The organism is Salinimicrobium terrae DSM 17865, assembly GCF_000424665.1.
In the GTDB taxonomy this organism is placed as follows: domain Bacteria; phylum Bacteroidota; class Bacteroidia; order Flavobacteriales; family Flavobacteriaceae; genus Salinimicrobium; species Salinimicrobium terrae.
On the sequence record NZ_AUKI01000020.1, the window covers coordinates 310,161 to 325,440 of the forward strand.

Here is a 15,280-nt window from a genome sequence, read left to right on the forward strand (position 1 = left end):
AAATGCTCAGAATTTCCGAAGTTTAGGTGAGCAAAGTCAACAATACAAAAACAATGCCTTAGAAAAGAAAAGATTATAAACGGGAATCCTTTCGAAGTTGTGCCATTTTTATGGCTGCCACAGCTGCTTCTGCACCTTTATTCCCATGTTTTCCACCCGAGCGATCAATGGCTTGTTGCATATTTTGATCGGTTAAAACACAGAAGATCACAGGAATATCGCTTTGAATATTCAGATCTTTGATCCCCTGTGAAACGGCTTGACACACAAAATCAAAATGTTTGGTTTCCCCCTCGATCACACTACCTATGGCAATAATGGCATCAAGCATATCATATGATTCCTGCATCTTTTTACACCCGTAGACTAATTCGAAGCTACCGGGAACATTCCAGCGAACAATTTTCCTCTCCAGTACTTCATTTTCCAGAAGTACTTTAATAGCTCCCCGGCAAAGGTTTTCGGTAATTTCATCATTCCATTCAGAAACAACAATCCCAAACCTGAATTCCTTCGCGTTTGGGATTTTGTTCTTATCGTAGTCTGAAAGATTTTTTCCTTCTGTTGCCATATTATTTATTCTTGCATTGCCTCGGCCTGTCCAAGATAAACCGCTACTCTATTTGCTTCAACCGAATCGGGATACTCCTTCTGTATCCTTGTAAGGTATTTTTCGGCAGTTGCACCATCTCCTAACTTGATCGCGGTAACCGCAGCTTTCATAAGAAATCTGGGAGTAGTGAAATTATTATCTCTCATTTTAGCAGCCTCCTCATAATATCCCAGAGCTTCTTCAGGCTGGTCAAGTTGTAAAAAAGCATCCCCTATTCCACCCTTTGCAAGAGGAGCAAGGATCTGGTCGCCACTCTCGAAATCATCAAGAGCTTCAATAGCCTGCTGATACTGGTTGGTATTTAAATAAGCCATTCCCGCATAATAGAGGGCAAGATTACCGGCATTTGTAGAACCGTAATTTTCAATAATATCTTCAAAACCGTATTTTCCCTGTCCTCCTGTCAAAGCCAGGTTGTAGAGAGAATCGCTTTGAGCGCCCGACGCCAGTAAAGCATTGTCAAAATATTGCTGTGCCAAAAATAATTCATTGGCAGCTTCGGCCTCCTTAGGTTCCTGTATGAATTCTTCATAAGCAAGATATCCCAGGATCGCTACTGCGGCAATTCCAATAATAATAAAAATATACTTTTGGTTCTTGGCCACCCAGGCTTCCGTCCTACCCGCACCTTCATCAAGCGTATTAAATACCTCTGCAGTTGTTGACTCTTCTTCAACAGCAGCTTGCCGGTCTTCTTTGTTATCGGGCTTATATCCTCTCTTCTTGTACGTTGCCATAAATAAACGTTAAATGAAGCGCAAAAATAGAATATTTCTTTAAAACTAAAAGGGAATTAAATTGTTTATTTATGCTAATTTGCACTGCCCTGAGCCACACCCGGCTCAAGTATTTATACTGCTGAATAACAGTTTTTTATGTTTCTAAAAACTCTTTCTTTACTAAACTACAAGAATTTTGGCTCGGCCGATTTTGATTTTGACTCCAAGATAAATTGTATAGTGGGGAATAACGGGATTGGAAAAACAAACGTATTGGATAGTATCTACCACTTGTCCTTTGGAAAAAGTTATTTCAACCCCATCACCAGCCAAAACATTAAACATGACGCCGAATTTTTTGTCGTAGATGGCATTTTTGAGAAGCATGAAAGAGAGGAACAAATCATTGTTAGCACCAAACGTGGGCAAAAAAAAGTTATTAAACGGAATAATAAACCTTACGAAAAATTCAGCGAGCATATTGGCTTTATCCCCACCGTCATTATTTCCCCGGCAGATCGTGACCTGATAATTGAAGGCAGCGAAACCCGCAGAAAATTTATTGATGGGGTTATTTCTCAAAGCGACAACAAATACCTCAACAGCCTGATTGATTACGGAAAGATCCTCGCGCAGCGGAATTCCCTGCTGAAGTATTTTGCAGCCAACAATAGTTTTGACCGGGACACACTTTCAGTTTATGACATGCAGCTGGTGGAATTGGGCAATAATCTGCACAACAAACGAAAAGCTTTCCTTGAAACTTTTATTCCCATTTTTCAGAAGAGATATGCTGTAATTAGCAATGGCCGGGAGGAAGTTACCATCAGCTATAAAAGTCAGCTGGAGGAGGGGAATTTTAAAAGTCAGTTAGAAGACAATCTTCAAAAAGATATGGTTCTGCAGTACACAGGGGTGGGAACTCACAAGGATGATCTGGTTTTTGAGATCGAGGGGCATCCTATAAAGAAATTTGGTTCCCAGGGACAACAAAAGTCTTTTCTTATCGCTCTTAAATTAGCACAATTTGACTTCATAAAAGAATTGAGTAAAGTTTCCCCTATTCTTCTAATGGATGACATATTCGACAAGCTTGATGAGAACCGGGTAGCCCATATAGTTGACCTGGTAGCTACAAATGAATTAGGACAGATCTTTATTAGTGATACCCATGGTGAACGCACAGAAAAAGTGGTAAAAGGCACCGGACAAACCTATAAAATGTTTAACCTGTGAAAAAGGTCATTGTTATACTCTTTTTAGGAACCGCATTATGGTCCTGCAGTAATAATTCTTCAAAAGAAAAGATCGACAACCTTAACGGTTACTGGGAGATCAGTCAGGCTGAATTACCTGAGGGAATAATTAAGGAGTTCAAATATTCAGAATTAGTAGACTACATCAAAATAGACAGTTCTACGGGATTTCGCAAGAAAGTTCGGCCACAACTGGACGGCAGCTTTATTACTTCAGATGATGAAGAAATCTTTGAAGTAAAGCTTGAAAATGACAGTATTAATTTGTACTATTCTACTCCCTACGCAAACTGGAAGGAAACAATTATTTCTTCTGAAGAAAATGAATTGATGGTTCTAAATCCCGACGGGATCATCTACACTTACAAACGTTTTACCCCCTATTCCGGAAACTATGGCCAAGAGGATCAATGAACACATTAGCATAAGCGAAGCTTTAAAAGAATTTGTTAGCGACAACAAATTACAAAAGGGCCTTGACAAGGTGCACGTGCGGGAAGTGTGGAACAGTCAGATGGGTCCTGCCATAGAGAAATACACCACTTCTATCAAACTGGACCGCGATACCCTTTATGTTCAGTTAAGTTCTTCGGTTCTAAGGGAAGAATTGAGCTATGGTAAAGAAAAGATCATTAAGATGCTCAATGAGGAGCTGGGCCGGGATTTGATTAAAAAACTCATTCTGCGTTAAAATAATTATATTCAAAGTTCAAAATTTAAAATTCAGGTTTTGACCTCGAGCCGAGTCGGGAGGTCTTGAAGAACTTTCTCCTCCTGAGATAAAACCTCTCTAACGTTCGGTCTCTGTCGTCTGTTTTCCTAAAAAACTCTTTAATTCCTTTCTTCAAACGGTGCTTTTTCTTTAACTTATTAAGAATCAAAACTTAAAAAAGTATGGCTACCAAGGAAGAGATGATAGAGCAGCAGTTAAAAGAACGCGGAATATCAGATCCCAAAGTACTGCAGGCGATGGAAGAAGTAGATCGTTCCCTTTTTGTGCCTGAAGATCAACAGGAAAAAGTGTACGAGGACAGGCCGCTGCCCATAGGAAAAAATCAAACTATAAGTCAGCCTTATATTGTGGCCTACATGGCCGAACAGCTACAACTGGACAAGAACGAAAAGGTACTTGAAGTTGGAACCGGCTGCGGATATAATGCGGCTGTTATTTCCCGCCTTGCCAAAGAAATTCATAGCGTGGAGATCATTGAATGGCTGGCGGAGCTGGCGAAGCAAAATCTCGCAAAAACAGATTATGATAACATTACTGCAAAACACGGTGATGGTTATTCGGGCTGGAAAGAAGTCGCTCCTTTTGATGCCATTATTCTTACTGCAGCACCACCTTCAATTCCACAGCCGCTTAAAGATCAATTAAAAATTGGCGGGCGACTTTTGGCACCCGTAGGGAGACTGAATCAAAAACTAGTGATGGTATACAAAACAGGTGAAGATTCTTATGAGGAGCAAACCCTGCTGCCCGTGAGATTCGTGCCTATGACAGGGAGAGCCGACAAAGGAGGAACTTATAATAAATAAAAAACCACCCAAAAAGGTGGTTTTTTAATAGGATTTAAGAAGAGCTTAAAACATTTCCCTACCGGCGAAATGGAAAGCGCCTTCAAGTTGTGCATTTTCATCACTATCACTTCCATGTACGGCATTTTCACCCACAGAAGCAGCATATTTCTTTCTGATGGTGCCTTCGGCAGCATCTTCAGGGTTTGTAGCCCCTATAAGCGTTCTAAAATCTTCAACAGCGTTCTCTTTTTCGAGAATAGCGGCAACAATAGGCCCGCGGCTCATAAATTCAACCAGCTCTCCGTAAAATGGACGCTCACTATGTACTTCGTAGAATTTCTCGGCATCACGACGAGTCATTTGTGTAAGTTTCATCGCCACAATTCTAAATCCTGAAGCAGTGATCTGCTCTAAAATAGCTCCAATGTGTCCATTTTCAACTGCATCGGGCTTTAACATCGTGAAAGTTCTGTTTCCTGCCATTATTCTCAAATTTTTTATTTGCGTGCAAAAATAGTCAAAACAATCCCATATACAAGGTGCTTAGGCTTTTATTCAATGTTTTTGAAAAATGCTAGGCTAAAATGCCTTTTTTGGAACCCCGGTCTAAAGTTTTTGAATCCTCAAATATTCGGTATCTTCGCAATCTATGACAAATCAGGATATTTCCCGGGTAAAGGAATTGCTCGACCACAAAAAAAAGATTGTTATTGTTCCGCATAAAGGCCCCGACGGTGATGCAATGGGCTCCACACTTGCACTTAAGATCCTCCTTGAAGGACAGGGTCATTATGTACATCTTATTGCTCCTAATGCTTATCCGGATTTTTTAAAATGGATGCCCTATCAGGAAGAAGTGCTTATCTACGAGAAAGAGGCGAAAAAGTGCAACGATTTTATTGCTGAGGCAGATGTGATCTTCACGCTCGACTTTAACCACCTTTCCCGGGCAGGGGAAATGTACAAGCCTCTCCAGGAAGCAAAAGCTGCTTTTATTATGATAGATCATCATCAACAACCCGATGATTATGCTGAAGTGACTTACAGTGATGTAACCATGTGCTCCACATGCCAGATGGTGTACCACTTTATAGAGAATATTGGATTGGCTCACAAAATCACTCCACAAATCGCCACCTGCCTCTATACAGGGATCATGACCGATACAGGGTCCTTCAGGTATCGCTCCACCACAAGTCAAACCCATCGTGTGATCGCAGATCTTATCGAAAAAGGAGCAGATAACACCTCCATCCATGAAAATGTTTTCGACACCAGTTCCTACGGGCAGCTGCAGTTACTGGGATGTGCTCTTCAGAATTTGAAAATAGTGGAAGGTTTACGAACTGCATACATAACACTTACGCAGGAGGAGCTGGACAGGCATAACTTCAAAAAAGGAGACACAGAAGGTTTTGTAAACTATGGGCTTTCATTAGAAGGAATCGTTTTTGCTGCTATTTTTATAGAAAATGAGGCCGATAAGATTATTAAGATCTCCCTTCGTTCAAAAGGCACTTTTTCAGTCAATGATTTTGCCCGGCGCTATTTCGAAGGAGGCGGCCATATCAATGCCGCGGGAGGTAAAAGTGATCTCTCTATGCAGGAAACAATTGATAAATTTATTAGTATCTTGCCCACCTATAAAACGAACCTGGCACTATGAAAGTGAAATTTTTAATGTTGCTGACGGGCTTGCTGATGTTTTCCTGCAAGTCACCCGAAGCCAGAAGACCCGTGACACAAAAATCGGGTTCATATATTAATGAAGCCGTAGAGCGAAATCGTAAGATCGTAGCCGAAGAAGAAGCCCGTATCCAGACGATCATAGAGACAGATTCCACCCGTGAATACCTGTCCTCGCCTAATGGTTTCTGGTACTATTACAACACGAAAGATACGACCTCAACCAAGACTCCCGAGTTTGGTGACGTGGTAGAATTTGACTACAACCTCACAACTCTTGATGGCAGGAGTATTTACAGTGATGAAGAGATCAAACCCCGCACCTATGCCATTGACAGGGAACAACTTTTTAGTGGTCTTCGGCAGGGACTTAAACTTATGAAAGAAGGAGAAACAGTGACTTTCCTGTTCCCTTCTCATAAAGCTTTTGGGTACTACGGGGACAAAAACAGAATAGGATCAGATGTTCCGGTGATCTCTACCGTGACTCTTATAGATATTTCAGAAGAATCTGAAACTAACCAGGAAAACAATAATTAAAAAATTAATTTACAAATGAAGAAAATCAGTTTTTTGCTTTTAAGCAGTATCTTACTTGCCTTTACTGCCTGTAATGAAGATTATCCTGAACTTGAAGATGGAATGTATGCCGAATTCAAGACCAACAGAGGAACTTTTATTGCAGAACTTTTTTACCAGGCAACACCGATGACCGTGGCCAGTTTTGTTTCCCTTGCCGAAGGTGAAAGCACAATGGCAGAAGAACAATACCGCGAGAAACCTTTTTATGATGGTCTTGTTTTTCACCGCGTAATAGGGGATTTCATGATCCAGGGAGGAGATCCTGAGGGTACCGGTAGCGGTGGCCCCGGTTACAAATTTCCAAATGAGATCGTGGATACTTTGACTCATGACTCTGCAGGAATTCTATCTATGGCCAACTCGGGACCTGATACCAATGGAAGTCAATTTTTTATCACTCTTAAAGAAACTCCCTGGTTAAATGGATTACACACCGTTTTTGGGGAAGTTGTGGAAGGCATGGATGTAATTGAAACCATTGGAAACGTTGAAACAGGTCCTAATGATCGTCCTCTTGAGGAAGTGGTAATGCAGGAAGTAAAAATTATCCGTAAAGGAAAAGATGCCAAAAATTTTAATGCTTCCGAAGTCCTTTCAAAAGAACTGGAGGATTTTAAAAATGAAGCCGAAGTTAAGGACAGGGAGATGGAAGAGCGACGTGCCGCCAGTATCCAGCGTTTTGAAGAGTTAAAAGCTGAAGCAAAAGAACTTGAAAGCGGTTTAAATTATACCATTCTTGAAGAAGGAGAAGGACCTAAGCCACAACAGGGAGATACTGTAAGGGTCAACTACAAAGGTTATTTAAGTTCAGGAGAACTTTTTGATACCAATATCGCCGAAGTAGCCGAAGAAGCAGGTATGCTTAATGAAAGAAGACAACAAATGGGAGGTTATGAGCCTATGGCGATGCTTTACAGCAAAGATGCCCCAATGATCCCCGGTTTTAAAGAAGGTGTTCAACAAATGCAGGTAGGAGATAAAGCAGTGTTATTTATTCCGTCACATTTAGGGTATGGCGACCGCGGTGCTCCCCCTGTTATTCCACCAGCTGCCGACTTAATTTTTGAAATTGAGCTGGTAGATATCCAGGAATAGAAGATAAATCCAAAACAAAAAACCTCCCAGAAAAAAATTTTGGGAGGTTTTGTTGTTTATGCTTCCGAAGGTCTATTTCTTCTGCGGGATATTTTTTAGGACTTCCAGTACAAATTTCCAGTACTTCTGCGCAGAGGAAATGCTCGCACGCTCATCTGGAGAATGTGCTCCTCTTATCGTTGGTCCGAAGGAAATCATGTCAATTTCGGGATAATTTTTTCCGAGGATTCCGCACTCAAGTCCTGCATGGCAGGCAGCAATGTCCGGTTTATCAGGATTCATCTTTTGATACAGCTCATCCAACACTTTTAGAATGGGAGAATCCATATTTGGTGCCCAACCCGGATAAGTGCCCGAGAGTTCAACCTCGCAGCCTGCAAGTTCAAAGCCTGCACGTATGCTGTTAGTAAGATCTGTTTTGGAAGACTCCACAGAAGAGCGGGTCAAACAAAGCACTTCAATTTTGCCATTTTTGACAGTTACACGAGCTACGTTATTCGAGGTTTCTACCAGCCCGTCAATATCCGGGCTCATTCGATATACTCCATTAGGAATGGCGTAAAGGGCTTTTAGTAAAAGTTCCTGCACTCCCAATTCCATTACCTTTTCGGGAGCTTCGGTTTCTGAAATTTCAATGTGCAGCTTTGGCTCCAACGACTTGAATTCCTGCTGAATTTCCTGAATGATCTTTCCCACCTGGGCAGTGAAATCTTCTTTCTGGATCTTTTCCACGACTACTACCGCTTCACTCTCACGGGGTATAGCATTACGGAGTCCGCCACCGTTAATGGATGCTATCCTCATTCCGAAGTTTTCATAACCATTGAAAAGGATACGATTCATTAACTTATTAGCATTACCTAATCCCTTGATTATATCCATCCCTGAATGTCCCCCCTGTAAACCTTTCACCACAACTTGATAAGCAAGGGAATCGGCGGGTACGGATTCTTCTTTATAAGTTCGGGAAGCAGTAATATCTACTCCGCCGGCACAACCTATTCCTATTTCATTATCTTCTTCTGTATCAAGATTCAGTAAAATATCACCTTTTAAAACTCCCGGTTTTAATCCCATGGCTCCCGTCATTCCTGTTTCCTCGTCAATGGTAAAAAGCGCTTCAAGAGCAGGATGTTCTATCTCATTGCTCTCAAGGATCGCCATCATAGTTGCCACACCCAAGCCGTTATCGGCCCCAAGCGTAGTCCCTTTAGCTTTCACCCAATCGCCGTCCACAAACATCTCGATCCCCTGATTCTCAAAATCAAAATTAGAATCATTGTTCTTTTGATGCACCATATCCAGGTGTGATTGCAGCACTACCATCTTTTTATCCTCCATTCCGGGAGTGGCAGGTTTTCTTATGATGACGTTTCCTACTTCATCCACCTCGGTTTCAAGCCCGAGTTTATTCCCAAAGGCTTTCATGAATTCAATAACCCGCTCTTCTTTTTTGGACGGTCTCGGCACTGCATTGAGATCGGCAAATTTATTCCAGAGTGACTTAGGTTCCAAAGCTCTTATTTCTTCATTCATTATGTCAGTTTTTTCTGTTTTAAGCAAAGATAAGAAAGAAAACATCGACCTCTTCCCCACCCCACCTTTCAGGCACCCCCTCCGGCGGAGTGGAGGGAAATGAAAAATACTGATTTTCATCCAACAGATCCAACTCCCAACCCGTCACAGTCTGTGTATTAAATTCGAGTTTTTTATTTCATCAGAAAATGAAGTCTTGTCTCTTGATTCTTAACTCTTGCCTCTGAAAAAATCCTATTTTTGAAAGGTGAAGAAAAAAGTAGCTATAATTCTTGCCATTTTGTTACCCCTGCAAATCCTACTAAACAGGATCCTGGGCAAATATCCGTTTTTTGTTGAGGAATGGTACAGTAACGGGATCTATCCTTTTACCTCTGCGCTGCTAAGGAGAGGCCTTGGTTTTTTGCCTTTTTCCCTGGGAGATTTTCTGTATGCGCTTTTAGTCATCATGATTATTCGCTGGCTGGTCTTAAGAATAAAACAGAGATTTAAAGATCCGTTGCGCTGGATCCTGAATTCCCTTGCAACACTTTCCATTATCTACTTTTGCTTTAACCTGTTCTGGGGCTTTAACTATTACCGCCTGCCCTTGCATGCAGCCCTGGAAATCGAAAATGATTACACCACAGAAGAGCTCGTGGAACTAACCCGGGAACTTATTGCTACCTCCAATGAATTACAGCTTTCCATCACCGGCAACGACTCTTTAAAAGTGGATATTCCTTATTCGAAATCTGAGATCCTGGAGCTTTCCATGGAAGGATACCAGAATATAGAAGATGATTTTCCGGAGCTGGATTACAACATTCCCAGCCTTAAAAGATCTCTTTACAGCATTCCGCTAACTTATATGGGTTTCAACGGATATTTAAATCCGCTTACCAATGAAGGGCAGGTGAATACTCAAATAGTACCTTACAAAATTCCCACTACGGCAAGTCATGAAATAGGTCACCAGCTGGGTTTTGCCAAAGAAAATGAAGCTAATTTCCTTGCGTGTCTCACTACCATGAACCATCCCGATAAATATTTTAATTATTCGGGTTATACCTTTGCTCTTAGCTACTGCCTTAGTGAACTATATCGTCGTGATCCTGTACTTGCTGAAGAGCTTGCTGAAGAACTAAACTTCGGAATTAAGGAGAATTACCGCGAAGTACGGGAATTCTGGGAGCGTCATAGAAATCCTTTTGAACCCATTTTCATGTTTGCCTACAATTCTTTTCTTGTAGCTAATAATCAGCCGGAAGGCATGAGAAGTTACAGCTATGTGGTGGCGCTCCTTGTTAATTACCATAAAGACCGAGGTAAATTGTAAGGGTCCTGGCATTATCTTTTTTTTGCTAACTTACCCGCTCAAAATTTCAATCCTAGACTATTTTATGAGAATCAAATTTTTAATTTGCCTGCTATTTAGTGCCGTAACTGGTCTGCAGGCGCAGGAGTATTTTCCAAAGAATGATGCCGTAAAGGCACAGGAAAATACAAACTTCACTGTTCTTAAGAACGCCAATATCTATGTAGATCCTTCCAATGTTATTCAAAACGGGATGTTGTCCATGCGCAACGGGAAGATCACTGCCGTAGGTAAAAACATTAAAATTCCTGCAAACGCTGTGGTAATTGATCTAAAAGGAAAAACTGTTTATCCATCCTTTATTGATCTTTATACGAGCTTCGGGATTAAAAAACCCGAAAGCACCGGCGGCAGCCCTTACAGCGGAAATCCGCAGTATGATGCTGGTCGTGAGGGTTATTACTGGAATGACCACGTAAGGCCGGAAACTTCAGCTTTGGAAAGTTTCACTTACAATAAGGAAGAAGCTGAAAAGCTGCGGAAGCTTGGCTTCGGAGTAGTCAATACGCACATGCCCGACGGAATTATCCGTGGTACCGGAATGCTGGTCGCTCTAAATTCCGAAGGGACCGAAGGAGACAGGATTCTCGATGAGGAGTCTGCTCAATATTTCTCTTTTGAAAAAAGTGCAAAATCCAAACAGGTTTACCCTTCCTCTAAAATGGGAGCTATGGCATTATTAAGACAGGCTTATTTGGATGCAGACTGGTATGCGCAGGGCAATGCAGATAATAAAGATCTTGCTCTTGAAGCTTTTAATGAGAACAAAAACCTGCTCCAGATCTTCAAAACAGATAATTTACTCGATGAACTTCGTGCCGATAAAGTTGGAGATGAAGTTGGCGTGCAGTACGTGATCGTGGGAAGCGGAAAAGAATTTGAGCGGCTTGATGCTGTTAAAGCGACCAATGCAGCTTTTATAGTGCCATTAAATTTCCCGGAACCATTTGACATGGAAGATCCTTACATGGCTAACTATGCCACCCTGGGGGATATGAAAGAATGGAACCAGGCACCGGCAAACCTTAAAATGCTAACGGAAAAGAAAGTGCCTTATACCATTACTTCTCATGACGCAGAAAAGAATTTCAGAGAGAACCTGCTAAAGGCGGTGGAATACGGGCTGGACAGGAAAGATGCGCTGGCTGCACTTACTACTGTTCCCGCCAAATTAATTGGACAGGAAAATAAGCTTGGGACTTTAAAGGAAGGTGCCTGGGCAAACCTCATCATCACCTCAGGAGATTTCTTTGATAAAGAAACTACTCTTTATGAAAACTGGGTTCAGGGCAAAAGAGAAATATTTGAAGATATTGACTTGGTAAGCCTCAATGGAACGTATGATGTTAATGTAGCCGGTAACACCTATAAAATCAAAATTTCGGGAGAACCTTCCAAACCAAAAGCTGAGGTTAAAGCCAACAACAGCAAGATAGGTTCTAAGGTAAATTACAAGAACAATTGGGTTAACATCCTGCTTTCGGCTCCCGATACTACCATAGCCGAATATACCCGTTTGAGTGCCAGAATTTCTGACGACGCAAAAAACTTCAGCGGAAAAGCCATTTTAGGAGATGGTACCCAAACTACTTTTACTGCTACCAGAACTGCTGAAGCTTCAGAAAAAGAAGAAAATAAACCAGCCGACCTTCATGAGGTACTGCCGGTAACTTTCCCAAACATGGCTTTTGGATTTCAGAACATTCCGAAGCAACAGGATATCCTGTTTAAAAATGCAACGGTGTGGACGAATGAGGACCAGGGAATTGTGGAAAACACAGATGTCCTGGTGCGTAATGGAAAGATTGCAGAAGTAGGTAAGAATCTTAGTGACCGTGGAGCTACAGTAATTGATGCAACCGGGAAACATCTTACCACAGGGATCATTGATGAACATTCTCACCTTGCAGCATCGGCTGTTAACGAGGCCGGACATAATTCTTCTGCCGAGGTGCAGATGGAAGATGTGGTAGACCCCGATGATATTGGTGTTTACAGGAACCTCGCCGGGGGAGTAACCACTATGCAACTGTTACATGGATCGGCTAATCCAATTGGTGGACAATCGGCCATTCTGAAAATGAAATGGGGTGCAACTCCCGAAGAAATGATTTTCGATAATTCTCCGAAGTTCATCAAATTCGCTTTGGGTGAGAACGTAAAGCAGGCAAACTGGGACAGCAATTCCCGATTCCCACAAACCCGAATGGGAGTGGAACAGGTATTTGTGGATTATTTCACGCGCGCCCGTGAATATGAAGAACTAAAGAACAGCGGGAAACCTTACCGGAAAGATATTGAAATGGAAACTATCCTGGAGGTCCTTGACGGGGAACGTTATGTAACTGCACACTCTTATGTGCAAAGTGAGATCAACATGTTGATGAAAGTTGCAGAACAATACGGCTTTAATATTAACACCTTTACGCACATCCTTGAAGGTTACAAGGTGGCCGATAAAATGGCAGAACACGGCGTGGGAGGATCTACCTTCTCTGACTGGTGGGCATACAAATATGAAGTTAAAGACGCCATCCCGCAGAATGCTGTAATTATGCACAACGCAGGCGTAACGGTAGCCATTAATAGTGATGATGCCGAAATGAGCCGAAGATTGAACCAGGAGGCTGCAAAAAGTGTAAAATACGGAGACATTTCTGAAGAAGAAGCATGGAAATTTGTTACGCTCAATCCTGCAAAACTTCTACACATTGATGACCGTGTGGGCAGTATCCGGGAAGGCAAAGATGCCGACCTGGTGCTTTGGGATGCGCATCCACTTTCGGTTTACGCAAAACCAGAGAAAACACTTATTGAAGGAGTGGTGTATTTTGATTTGGAAAGAGATCAACAGCTTCGTAAAGAGGTAGAGAAGCAGAGAAATCTATTAACTACCCAGATGCTTAAAGCTAAGAACGACGGCTTGAAAACCCAGCCGGTAAAGGAATCGAAGAAAGAAGAAATGCACTGTGACACTCTGTAAAAATAGAATTATGAAAAATTTAAAAAAATATATTCTTCCGGTCCTGCTCCTTTTGGCAGGTTCGGCAATAGCACAACAGACTCCGGCGCCACAACAGGATGGGGCGATAACTATTGTGGGCGCCACCGCCCACATTGGTAACGGGGAAGTGATCGAAAACAGCCTGATTGTTTTCCAGAATGGGAAATTAACCACAGTGACTGATGCTAATTCAACAAATCAACAATATCCCGGTACTATTATCGATGCAAAGGGAAAGCATGTGTATCCGGGTTTTATCTCTCCAAACTCAACGCTTGGTCTTGTAGAGATCGATGCCGTAGTACAATCTGATGATGAAGACGAACTGGGAGAACTCTTACCACACGTGCGCAGTTTAATCGCCTATAATGCAGAGAGCCAGGTAGTAGAGAGTATGCGTCCCAACGGCGTTCTGGTAGGACAGATCACTCCGCGGGGCGGCAGGATCTCCGGAACTTCTTCGATCGTGCATTTTGACGCGTGGAACTGGGAAGATGCCGTACTAAAAGAAGATGACGGCCTGCACATCAACTGGCCGAACAGTGTTCGCAGAGGCCGCTGGTGGGCCGGGGAAGATCCCGGAATAAAACCCAATGATGATTATTCTAAAAACCTTCAGGAATTGTCTTCTTTCTTTGTGAACGCCAAAGCCTATTTAGCCGGGCCTCAGGAAAAGGCGAATCTGCCTTTCCAGGCCATGGAAGAAGTGTTTAACGGAAACAAGCGGATATATATTCACGCTAATTCCGAAAAGGAACTTATAGACATGCTGGCTTTTAAAAAAGAGCATGAGTTGAAAAATGTAGTGCTTGTGGGCGGATACGACTCTTATAAAATAGCCGATCAAATTAAAGCGGCGAACATTCCGGTACTCGTAGGTCGCGTTCATGAGACGCCTCAAATGGAAGATCAGGATTATGATCTGCCCTATAAACTGGCTTCTCTTCTCAACGAACAGGGAATTCTCGTGGGACTGGAAACCAGCGGAGGCATGGAAAGAATGAACAGTCGTAATTTGCCCTTTTACGCAGGTACTGTTACGGGCTATGGGGTGAGCAAAGAAGAAGCTTTAAAAATGATCACTTCAAATACTGCAAAGATCCTTGGCATCGATGATAGCCTTGGATCACTGGAGACCGGTAAGGATGCTACACTGTTCATTAGCGATGGAGACGCACTTGATATGCGAACCAACAAGATCTCTCATGCCTTTATTCAGGGACGCGAGATAAGCCTGGAAAGTCACCAGACAGAACTGGCCAAAAGGTACACTAAAAAATATGGACAACAGGAAAAGAAATAGTTCCTTAAAATGTCATTTTTGAAAGGAGAGGCTGTCTTGAAAGTTTTATTTTTCGTCAACCTGAACTTGTTTCAGGTTCTTATGAGTTTTATATTCAGATCAAAAAGAATCTGAAATAAATTCAGAATGACGGGTCAGTAGCTTTTAAACAGCCTCTTTTTTATACTTCAAAATCTCCCGAATTGAGTACTACCTGTGTAGAAGGCAGGACCGGCTTGCTGTCATCTTCGGCAGTAATAAAGATGCGAATGGGTTCGTATGCGGTACTGGTATTTAATTCCCCATTGTTCTTCCGGTTAATGTCAAGATTCCCGATATTTATGGTACCATGTTTCCTGGTCACCATCCATACCACATAATGCCGCCGCGCAGGAGTAAGCCTGTCAGGACTTGCAAGATTGCTAACCTCGAGGTCGATCTCAAAATTCTTGTTATCATCTTTTTCAACCTTTACCACCGCCTCGGCTGCAGGTACTACATCGGAAACGGGAAATGTTACCTTCTTACTACAAGCGCTTATCATAATAGCGGCAAAAATAAAGCTGAGGACCCTAAAAGCATCCTTCATTGGCAAAGCCTTCTTGATTGGGTTGTTTTTTTCCATCTGA

The 15,280-nt window shown here is 42.2% G+C and carries 15 protein-coding genes; 10 read left to right on the plus strand and 5 right to left on the minus strand.

All coding sequences use genetic code 11. From position 1 onward, the window contains the following. Positions 1-73: 73 nt before the first annotated feature. Both ribH and H148_RS0110615 read right to left on the minus strand, forming a co-directional pair. Positions 74-571 (minus strand): 6,7-dimethyl-8-ribityllumazine synthase, encoded by a 498-nt coding sequence (ribH, locus tag H148_RS0110610; protein WP_029034782.1) that lies wholly within the window; start codon positions 569-571, stop codon positions 74-76. Between the two features lie 5 nt (positions 572-576). Beyond that, entirely contained in the window at positions 577-1,350 is a 774-nt protein-coding gene (locus H148_RS0110615) for a tetratricopeptide repeat protein (RefSeq protein ID WP_029034783.1), read from the minus strand. A gap of 138 nt (positions 1,351-1,488) precedes the next feature. On the opposite strand from H148_RS0110615, the gene recF reads away from it, so the two are divergent. The 4 genes from recF (at position 1,489) to H148_RS0110635 (ending at position 4,127) form a co-directional block, all read left to right on the plus strand. Next, entirely contained in the window at positions 1,489-2,568 is a 1,080-nt protein-coding gene (gene recF, locus H148_RS0110620) for a DNA replication/repair protein RecF (protein WP_029034784.1), read from the plus strand. Continuing rightward, positions 2,565-3,002: a lipocalin family protein gene (locus tag H148_RS0110625; RefSeq protein ID WP_029034785.1), complete on the plus strand. Its 438-nt coding sequence runs from the start codon at positions 2,565-2,567 to the stop codon at positions 3,000-3,002. Before recF ends, H148_RS0110625 begins: the two co-directional genes overlap by 4 nt. Further along, a complete protein-coding gene (locus H148_RS0110630; RefSeq protein WP_029034786.1) occupies positions 2,983-3,279 on the plus strand; it encodes a DciA family protein in 297 nt (98 codons plus the stop codon). Before H148_RS0110625 ends, H148_RS0110630 begins: the two co-directional genes overlap by 20 nt. Before the next feature lie 203 nt (positions 3,280-3,482). Beyond that, a complete protein-coding gene (locus H148_RS0110635) occupies positions 3,483-4,127 on the plus strand; it encodes a protein-L-isoaspartate(D-aspartate) O-methyltransferase (RefSeq protein ID WP_029034787.1) in 645 nt (214 codons plus the stop codon). Between the two features lie 45 nt (positions 4,128-4,172). On the opposite strand, the gene H148_RS0110640 is transcribed toward H148_RS0110635, so the two are convergent. Beyond that, the gene (locus H148_RS0110640; RefSeq protein WP_029034788.1) at positions 4,173-4,592 is read right to left on the minus strand and encodes a nucleoside-diphosphate kinase; all 420 of its coding nucleotides are present in this window, start codon (positions 4,590-4,592) and stop codon (positions 4,173-4,175) included. 166 nt (positions 4,593-4,758) lie between these two features. Here H148_RS0110640 and H148_RS0110645 point away from each other — a divergent pair, with 166 nt between their 5' ends. The 3 genes from H148_RS0110645 to H148_RS0110655 are packed head-to-tail and all read left to right on the plus strand — an operon-like array spanning position 4,759 to position 7,472. Beyond that, entirely contained in the window at positions 4,759-5,775 is a 1,017-nt protein-coding gene (locus H148_RS0110645) for a DHH family phosphoesterase (protein WP_029034789.1), read from the plus strand. Then, on the plus strand, positions 5,772-6,335 hold the full coding sequence (gldI, locus tag H148_RS0110650) for a gliding motility-associated peptidyl-prolyl isomerase GldI (protein WP_029034790.1): 564 nt from the start codon (positions 5,772-5,774) through the stop codon (positions 6,333-6,335). The genes H148_RS0110645 and gldI overlap by 4 nt, the downstream gene beginning before the upstream one ends. Before the next feature lie 15 nt (positions 6,336-6,350). Continuing rightward, entirely contained in the window at positions 6,351-7,472 is a 1,122-nt protein-coding gene (locus H148_RS0110655; protein WP_029034791.1) for a peptidylprolyl isomerase, read from the plus strand. 72 nt (positions 7,473-7,544) lie between these two features. Here H148_RS0110655 and H148_RS0110660 read toward each other — a convergent pair whose 3' ends face one another. Next, the gene (locus tag H148_RS0110660) at positions 7,545-9,008 is read right to left on the minus strand and encodes an aminoacyl-histidine dipeptidase (RefSeq protein WP_029034792.1); all 1,464 of its coding nucleotides are present in this window, start codon (positions 9,006-9,008) and stop codon (positions 7,545-7,547) included. Positions 9,009-9,255: 247 nt separating this feature from the next. Between H148_RS0110660 and H148_RS0110670 the strand changes: the two genes are divergently transcribed. The 3 genes from H148_RS0110670 to H148_RS0110680 all read left to right on the plus strand — a co-directional run bounded on the left by H148_RS0110670 (position 9,256) and on the right by H148_RS0110680 (position 14,672). Then, the gene (locus tag H148_RS0110670) at positions 9,256-10,326 is read left to right on the plus strand and encodes a DUF3810 domain-containing protein (protein ID WP_029034793.1); all 1,071 of its coding nucleotides are present in this window, start codon (positions 9,256-9,258) and stop codon (positions 10,324-10,326) included. A 64-nt stretch (positions 10,327-10,390) separates the two neighbouring features. Next, entirely contained in the window at positions 10,391-13,348 is a 2,958-nt protein-coding gene (locus H148_RS0110675) for an amidohydrolase family protein (RefSeq protein ID WP_029034794.1), read from the plus strand. Positions 13,349-13,358: 10 nt separating this feature from the next. Then, complete coding sequence (locus H148_RS0110680) at positions 13,359-14,672, plus strand: amidohydrolase family protein (RefSeq protein WP_037325029.1); 1,314 nt, start codon at positions 13,359-13,361, stop codon at positions 14,670-14,672. Positions 14,673-14,832: 160 nt separating this feature from the next. On the opposite strand, the gene H148_RS0110685 is transcribed toward H148_RS0110680, so the two are convergent. Continuing rightward, positions 14,833-15,276 carry a hypothetical protein gene (locus tag H148_RS0110685; protein WP_051286378.1) on the minus strand — a complete coding sequence of 148 codons (444 nt, stop codon included), beginning with the start codon at positions 15,274-15,276 and terminating at the stop codon, positions 14,833-14,835. Positions 15,277-15,280 lie beyond the last annotated feature (4 nt).

Coding starts and splice junctions, on each gene's coding strand:
- H148_RS0110675 (WP_029034794.1), top strand. CDS start 10,391: ATGAGAATCAAATTTTTAATTTGCCTGCTATTTAGTGCCGTAACTGGT.
- H148_RS0110685 (WP_051286378.1), bottom strand. CDS start 15,276: ATGGAAAAAAACAACCCAATCAAGAAGGCTTTGCCAATGAAGGATGCT.
- H148_RS0110635 (WP_029034787.1), top strand. CDS start 3,483: ATGGCTACCAAGGAAGAGATGATAGAGCAGCAGTTAAAAGAACGCGGA.
- ribH (WP_029034782.1), bottom strand. CDS start 571: ATGGCAACAGAAGGAAAAAATCTTTCAGACTACGATAAGAACAAAATC.
- H148_RS0110615 (WP_029034783.1), bottom strand. CDS start 1,350: ATGGCAACGTACAAGAAGAGAGGATATAAGCCCGATAACAAAGAAGAC.
- H148_RS0110680 (WP_037325029.1), top strand. CDS start 13,359: ATGAAAAATTTAAAAAAATATATTCTTCCGGTCCTGCTCCTTTTGGCA.
- H148_RS0110645 (WP_029034789.1), top strand. CDS start 4,759: ATGACAAATCAGGATATTTCCCGGGTAAAGGAATTGCTCGACCACAAA.
- H148_RS0110640 (WP_029034788.1), bottom strand. CDS start 4,592: ATGGCAGGAAACAGAACTTTCACGATGTTAAAGCCCGATGCAGTTGAA.
- gldI (WP_029034790.1), top strand. CDS start 5,772: ATGAAAGTGAAATTTTTAATGTTGCTGACGGGCTTGCTGATGTTTTCC.
- recF (WP_029034784.1), top strand. CDS start 1,489: ATGTTTCTAAAAACTCTTTCTTTACTAAACTACAAGAATTTTGGCTCG.
- H148_RS0110655 (WP_029034791.1), top strand. CDS start 6,351: ATGAAGAAAATCAGTTTTTTGCTTTTAAGCAGTATCTTACTTGCCTTT.
- H148_RS0110660 (WP_029034792.1), bottom strand. CDS start 9,008: ATGAATGAAGAAATAAGAGCTTTGGAACCTAAGTCACTCTGGAATAAA.
- H148_RS0110630 (WP_029034786.1), top strand. CDS start 2,983: ATGGCCAAGAGGATCAATGAACACATTAGCATAAGCGAAGCTTTAAAA.